The following is a 7,583-nucleotide window of genomic DNA, read 5'->3' on the forward strand; positions in this document are numbered from 1 at the left end:
GTAAAAGTGCCTGATAGATAAAATGGCTCCAGATCTAATATCTCGACACTTTGCTCCGTCGTCCGGAACAGGTTATTTTTTTGACAATGTCTGGACTGACCGGGCTGTTAATTGGAGTCCAAAATTTGTACGTGGTCGATCAGTGGTTGACCTCCATGTCGGCCTGGTATCAGGGCGTAGCTGGATAGGAAAGTACCGCGCGATAGCGTGACCTGGGCAATTCGGGCGGAATCGGCGGAGATCCTGTCACGCGGTCGTGTGGCATGGATACCGCCGCCAGGAAATGCCGCTGTGGAGTATAAAAAATTAGATTTTTGGGCTTTGGGTGAAGCGCTTTAGAGGTCCCTGGTTAACATCACCCTTATTGCGTTGATTGTTGCTTCTGACTAACTTCCGGTTGCCGATGGCAAATTCCGGACAAGCGCATTCGAGGATATCGTCTTAACGAGAACAGCGAAAAGGGGTGCTGCACTGGCCGAAACGTTATTAAGATAAACAGGATTTCTCCCTCTGTAGAGTTACTTTGCGTGAAAAATTAATGAATAGATACTTATGCTGAACATAGTACTTGTGATTATCGTAGTCATTGGATTGCTGTGCATGTTCCATCCCCGATTGCTTAAAAATCCGTCCTGGCAGGCAACACTCACACCCCTCTCCTCCATAATAGGCAGCGGGTTTCTGATCATAGCTCCAATGCTTGCGAGCGTGATCGGTATTTATTCTCCTATCGCAGTCACAGGAATTGTGATACTCGCCTATGCGATCGGCGGCGTGATCCGTTTCAATATAATTCATGCCGAACCCCTCCTGCACGATAAGAACGCTTCCCCGTTGATATATAAAATCGATTTTGTTGCCAACGCTGCACTTTCTCTTGCTTACGTGACCGCAGTCGCATTCTATCTATCATTGCTATCGTCTTTTTTGCTCAACTATTTGGGTTTTGTGGATGAATTTGGCTGGGAAAGAGCCCTGACAACGGTCATCATCGTTTTCATTGCGGCAATCGGTTTCCTGCGCGGACTGGGGGGGCTTGAGAAACTTGAAGCATTTGCAATGTCGATCCAGTTATCTATTGTTGCGGCGCTGCTGATTGGCGTGTCCGTATACGACTACAACTTCCTGCAATCCGGACAATCCCTGACCTTTGATATTCAGGAAAGAAGCTTGATGACCAAAGCCTTTATGCTGGCCGGTATATTGCTGGTAGTGCAGGGGTTCGAGACATCGCGGTTTCTGGGTGAAAAATATCATGCCGATATGCGTGTACGAACCATGCGTCGGGCGCAACTGATATCAGGCGTACTGTATGTGGTATCAGTCATTGTATTGATGCCAATAGTGCAACATATAGACCTTGCGCACATCCGGATTGCAGATATCGTGGCTGTAACCGGGCTTGCGGCAGCCGCATTGCCATTGATGCTTATCGTGGCCGCAATCATGAGCCAGTTCAGCGCAGGTGTTGCCGATACTGTCGGTGCTGGAGGCCTGGCGAGTGAAACGAGCAAGGGGAGAATATCGTCCAACAAGGGTTACCTGGTGGTGGCGGTCTTTGCCATCATATTGGTATGGACAGCCAACCTGCTCGAGATTATCGCCCTCGCTTCTCGTGCATTTGCACTGTACTACTTGTTGCAGTGTGTGGTCGCCCTCCTTGCAAACCGTCATCACTACGAAGGTAAAGCCTACTGGCTGCGTTTCGCAATCTTTTCCACGGTAGCGGTCTTTCTGTTATTTATCGTGTTATTCGCGATTCCTGCCGAATAGATGAATGACAGTGATAACGTATTGATCAACGCCATCCAGTATGGCGCTGGCTAGCTCCTTATCCCTTCGTGATAATCGTTTCACGGTAGGCGTGCCAGGTGGCATAACCGATCACTGGGGTTGTGAACGCGAGACCGATTAGTGCGGTCGCGATTCCTGCAGCCGTAAGTACAAATATCAGCAACGCCCAGAGCGCCAATACCCGCTTGTTTCGCAACACCGCGTTGATGCTGGTTAATATTGCAGTCGCTCCATCGGCATCCTGGTGCAGAATCATCGGTAGCGTGAACACACTGGCACAAAAGGCCAGGCATCCAAAAATCACGGCGATCGACAAAGACGCCACCACATAAGAACCTGTTTTCTGACCGAATGCCGGCTCTATTCCGATCATTATCGATAGCACGATGACCAGGAACACGATCAACATGCTCATCATCATCGCAATCAAACGCTCGTGCTTCATTTTATGGAAAGCCTTCTTGCGCTGGTGACTAAAGGTTGATTCACGGTTCTTTTCGAGTTGATGGCTGTTGTCGTAAAGACCGAAACAGAGCACGGGTCCCATGATCAGGAAGCCGAAAAGAAGGCTGACGATCAAGGCAATATCTTCATGGACCCATGCAAGATAAAGAAGCAGCCAACCGAAAAATACGAATACCAGACCGTATGCCAGGCTGTGCCGGGGTGTGAGCTTGAAATCCTGCCACCCCATCTTCAACCATCTGAAGGGATCGCCGATAGAGAGCTTGCGGCAAGGTGCATAGAGAGGAACTTTATCCCCGATGGAACCCCCTGGTTGTGTTTGCATTCCGCACCTCGTCTCAGATAACTATTTCGAACACCCTTTGCAGTAAATATAGTGAAAATGAGGTTTCAAGGCCGATCAGTTAGATTCATAAAAATAAACCCAAACTATGTAGGCTTTCGCTTAATACTCCTGGCGCATGCTTTCTGTTAACTTATACCGACTGGGTGGCACAGGCAAGTCCTGACATATATTAACTCTGACTCGGAAGCGTTTAATAAACAAAACTAAGAAACAAATAGCCAGCAAGAAATATCGCTACCCACATCGCCATGCTGCCGGCAGGACGAGCGCTGGTAAGCAAGCCGGTGGGCACATGGTAAATGCTGGAAAGAATGTCCAGGCAGCGGTGCAATCTCGTAACAAAGGCCCGGCGTAAAACGTCATCCAGTCTCCATATGGCCGCGAACAGGCTTTGTATCGCAACCGGGAAAAGACGGCGATAAAACCACTCCGCGTCCAGGTTGGTAGAGTGTAGTTCGGGGGGGTACATGCCTCTGAGGTTGAGCCAGACGAAGGCCAGCGCCGAGAAAAATAGCAGCTGGGTCTGTGCCAACACGTGAGTCGCGTCATAGGGATTATATCCGGTGTCGTAAGGCAGCAGGGAGTATAGTGCGGCCGGATAGACGCCGATTCCGATGCACAAAACCGCTGCGATCAACATCGCCAATAACATGTTGTTGGGTGGATCACTTACCCGAATGCCCGAGTCATGCGCGAAGAAAGCAAAATAGGGGATCTTGATGCCGGCGTGATGAAAGACACCCGCGGAAGCAAATAACAGCATTAACCATATCCAGTCATAATCATTTTCCAGGGCGGCGGACATCACCATGGATTTGCTAACGAAACCACTGAATAACGGGAAGGCCGAAATTGAGGCTGCCCCGACGATGCACAACACCGTGGTTTTCGGCATCGTTTTGTAGAGTCCGCCCAGATCCGATCCGTTCATGCGACCGGTCATATGCAACACCGCCCCCATCGACATAAACAGCAGTCCCTTGAAGATGACATCGTTAAACGCATGTGAAACAGCGCCATTGATAGCGAGTGCTGTGCCGATGCCGACACCAACGACCATAAATCCTACCTGGTTGATCAGGCTGTAGGCCAACACCCGGCGCAGGTCATTTTCAATTACGGCAAAGAAAATCGGGAAACAGGTCATAGCCGCGCCGATATATACCAGCAGCTCGGTACCGGGATATCCACGAGCTAGTGCATAGACGGCGACCTTGGTGGTAAACGCACTGAGAAATACAGTGCCGGTTACGGTGGCCTCGGGATAGGCATCGGTGAGCCAGTTGTGCACAACTGGAAAAGCACATTTAATGCCAAAAGCGATAAAGATTAGCCATCCGGCTATACCTTCCAGGCCTATAAAGCCGAAATCCAGGGAACCGTTTTCGGCAGCATAAAACAGTGCACCGATCAGCAGAATGACGCCGGACAGGACCTGGATAATCAGATAACGCATCCCGGCCTGGTAAGAACGCCTGGATCTCCGCGCCCAGATAAGAAATACCGAAGTAAATGCAAGGAGTTCCCAGAAGACGAACAAGGTTAACAAATCGCCGGAGAAGACGGCCCCGAGGCCGCTGCCTGCATACAACAAGGCAGTTACCTGTTGCACGGTGTCGCGTACGTGCAGCGAGTAAACGATGGCAATAAACGCGGCGATATGAAATACATAACCGAACATCAGGCTCAGCTTATCGACACGGTAAGGGGTGAGCTGATAATCGAATAAGGCCAACTGCAGATGAACGCCTTCGGGTACCATCCACAGATGGAGCGCACTCGCGACAGGCACTGCCAGCATGATTACACCGCGCAAGGTTCCGCGGGTGACGGCAGCAAACAGGGCACCGATAAAGAAAGGCAAGAATGGCGGTATTTCAAGCATCCACATCGTTACCACCTTCGGCACTATGCTTTTCGTTAGCGTCGGGTCTTGCGTTTATCTCCGCATCGCCTTCGTCATAGTAATCTTCCGCGCGCATGAGAAAGGTTCGCATCCATTTGGCGACTAGCACCAGCATGACGCAGGCGACAAATCCAAAGACAGGATAGAATCCCCAGAGGTTTTCCCAGCTATGCTCGACGTGACGATGGATTACAAAGTCCAGCGCAAAAAGCAGCACACAACACCCGTAGAGGATATATAAAACGCGTTTTACATTATTGGGGTTATCAAACAGATATTGCTTCTCGTTTTCCATAAGTTAATCCTTATGTAACCAGAATGGCCCTGGCCAGTTCATATAAGGGTTGCGGATATACAAAAAGGACCAGGCAGCCCACCGTGGTAATACTCAAGGCAATTAATGATGGTAACGGAGCTTCTTTTATCCCGGCTCGAGAATAGGGCGTCTTGTCACCGGAGAAAAACGCATGAAAAGGTATGGGTAAAAGATAAGCGATGTTGAGCAAAGAGCTAATCATTAACGCTGCCATCAGAATCCACTGTTCCGCCTCCAGCGTGCCCATTAACAGGAACCATTTGCTCCAGGTACCACCGGCGGGTGGTACGCCAATGATGCTGAGGCTGGCAATAAAAAATGCAGCCATGGTGATCGGCATTTGTTTACCAAGACCTCGCATTTCACTGATGTTTGATTTATGCGCAGCAACCAGAATGGCGCCAGCACAGAAGAACAGGGTAATTTTTCCGAATGCATGCATGGCGATATGCATCGAGCTACCGACAACCCCCGCTGAGGTAGCCAGCAGCGCTCCGATGGTGACATAGCCCAATTGACTCACGGTTGAGTAGGCCAGCCTGGCTTTTAAATTATCTTTCCACATGGCGACCAGTGAAGCCAGGAGCACGGATGCGCCCGCCAGATAGAGCAAGAACTGGGTAGTTGGCAGCACCGACAACAAATCGATGCCAAAGATAAACACACACACTTTTAACACGGTGAATACGCCGGCCTTCACCACGGCTACCGCATGCAGCAAAGCACTAACCGGGGTCGGCGCGACCATTGCCGCGGGTAACCAGCGATGAAAAGGCATAATAGCGGCCTTGCCAATGCCAAAAATAAACAGGATCAGTATCGCAGCTGCTACCGTAGTATTAACATCAGAGTCAAATACGCCCCCCTGTTTAAAATCCAGAGTGCCGGCCACAACCCAGGTACTGATTACGGCTAATAGAAAAAAGGCAATCGAGGTACTAAGTAGTATGCCAAGATATATTCGCCCACCTTTTTTGGCTTCCGGAGTCCCGGCATGGGTGACCAGTGGATAGGTGGACAGGGTCAGCGCTTCGTAAAATATAAACAACGTGAACAGGTTTGCCGCGAAAGCAACTCCCATCGAACTGCCGATGGCGATGGCAAAGCAGGTATAGAAGCGTGTCTGATTCTGTTCGTCATGGCTACGCATATAGCCGATGGAGTAGACCGTTGTGATGATCCAGAGGAAGCTGGCAACCAGTGCGAAAAGCATTCCTAGCGGCTCGATGGCAAAGCTCAACTGCAATCCGGGCACCAGTTGCCACCAATGAACAGCGATGACTTCTCCCTGCTCGAGCGCCTGATAGAGTTGGGTGACCAGATAGAACAGGGCCAGACTGGTAACGATCGAGATGGCCTCGCGCAGATTCGGCATTCGCCCCGCGGCCAGGATTCCCACGGTTGCCACAAGCGGCAGAAAAATGCTGAGTTGTAACATGAAGTCGACAGAGAGGTTCACGGGCTTACCCCAAACAAACTCTGCGCTGCCGCCTGCGCCACCTGCACGCTGAGACGGGTGTCCAGGCCGAAATAGATATTGGCCGATACCAGCAGCCACACCGGGATCAGGAATTCCGGCGGCGCTTCCTCGACGGATTCCCTGCCTGCCGGAGGTTCATGAAAATAGGCGGTTTCGACGACACGCCATACGTAGACGATGGCCAGTAAGGAACCCAGGAGTATGAGCGCCGCGACTGGCCACCAACCGTTTTCAAGGGCAGCCAGGACCAGGTACCATTTGCTGATAAAACCCACGGTTAGCGGTACGCCGATCAGGCTCAAACCGCCGGCCACTATAGCGGCCATGGTAAAGGGCATCTGACGGCCCAAACCCCGAAACTGGTTCAATTGCACACTGCCGATACGGTACATCACGGCACCCAAAGCCAAAAACAGGGCACTCTTCATCAAGGCATGGTTAAACAGGTGCAACAGGGTAGCCATGAGACCCGTTGTCGTACTGATACTGTAACCGACAATCATGTAGCCAATCTGAGCGACACTGGAGTAGGCAAATATATGTTTTACATTTTTTTGAAAAATGGCCGTAGTCGAGGCTACGAAAATTCCCAATAACCCAAGTATTACGAAAATGGTTTGTAAGGGCACCGTCGTGAAGGAAAACGAAATCCCGAAAACCGAGAAGGTAAAGCGGATGAGTAAATATACGGCGACCTTGGTCGAGGTGGCAGCCAGGACTGCCGTCACGACCGAGGGTGCATAGGCATAGGCATTCGGTAACCAGCGGTGCAGAGGAAACAGGGCAACCTTCAGGCAGACGCCAACGACAATAAAGGCAAAGGCGGCAAATACGGTTCGCGTTTGTGCGACCTCTGGCAAGCGCCTGGACAGATCATCCATGTTCAGCGTACCGGTCATTTGATACATCAGGCCGATTCCGATCAGAATAAAGGTGGCGCCAATGGTACCCATAATCAAATACTGGTAGGCGGCCCAGAGGGCGCGCCGGTCTTCACCCAGGGCGATCAAAGAGTAGGCCGCAAGCGAGGAAACTTCGAGGAAAACAAAAACATTAAAGGCGTCGCCCGTCGTCACCACGCCAAGCAATCCAGTCAGGGAAAGCAGGTACAAAACGTAAAACAGGTGACGGCGATGTTCCGGAATTTCTTTTTCTATGCTGATGCGGGCAGCCAGCAGTACGACCGTGCTGATACTCGAGACGATCAGTAAAAGATAGGCATTGAGCCTATCGACGCGATATTCGATCCCCCAGGGTGCGCTCCAGCCACCCCTTT

Annotated in this window: 6 protein-coding genes; 1 reads left to right on the forward strand and 5 read right to left on the reverse strand. The window is 50.9% G+C overall.

Features of this window, described 5'->3' with window-relative positions:
* Nucleotides 1–552: 552 nt before the first annotated feature.
* On the forward strand, nucleotides 553–1,773 hold the full coding sequence (locus OES20_18350; protein MDH3636657.1) for a hypothetical protein: 1,221 nt from the start codon (nucleotides 553–555) through the stop codon (nucleotides 1,771–1,773).
* A gap of 58 nt (nucleotides 1,774–1,831) precedes the next feature.
* Here the strand turns inward: OES20_18350 and OES20_18355 are convergent, their stop codons facing one another.
* The 5 genes from OES20_18355 to OES20_18375 all read right to left on the reverse strand — a co-directional run.
* Nucleotides 1,832–2,584: a DUF2189 domain-containing protein gene (locus OES20_18355; GenBank protein ID MDH3636658.1), complete on the reverse strand. Its 753-nt coding sequence runs from the start codon at nucleotides 2,582–2,584 to the stop codon at nucleotides 1,832–1,834.
* 211 nt (nucleotides 2,585–2,795) lie between these two features.
* Nucleotides 2,796–4,496 carry a Na(+)/H(+) antiporter subunit D gene (locus OES20_18360; protein ID MDH3636659.1) on the reverse strand — a complete coding sequence of 567 codons (1,701 nt, stop codon included), beginning with the start codon at nucleotides 4,494–4,496 and terminating at the stop codon, nucleotides 2,796–2,798.
* Nucleotides 4,483–4,806, reverse strand: coding sequence for a hypothetical protein (locus OES20_18365; protein ID MDH3636660.1), 324 nt, complete (start codon nucleotides 4,804–4,806; stop codon nucleotides 4,483–4,485). Before OES20_18365 ends, OES20_18360 begins: the two co-directional genes overlap by 14 nt.
* A 10-nt stretch (nucleotides 4,807–4,816) precedes the next feature.
* Nucleotides 4,817–6,286, reverse strand: a complete 1,470-nt coding sequence (locus tag OES20_18370; GenBank protein ID MDH3636661.1) for a monovalent cation/H+ antiporter subunit D family protein — start codon at nucleotides 6,284–6,286, stop codon at nucleotides 4,817–4,819.
* Nucleotides 6,283–7,583, reverse strand: a 1,301-nt coding sequence (locus OES20_18375) for a monovalent cation/H+ antiporter subunit D family protein (GenBank protein MDH3636662.1), incomplete at its 5' end; no start/stop codon positions are given. The genes OES20_18375 and OES20_18370, both read right to left, overlap by 4 nt.

This window comes from Gammaproteobacteria bacterium, from assembly GCA_029862005.1.
In the GTDB taxonomy this organism is placed as follows: Bacteria; Pseudomonadota; Gammaproteobacteria.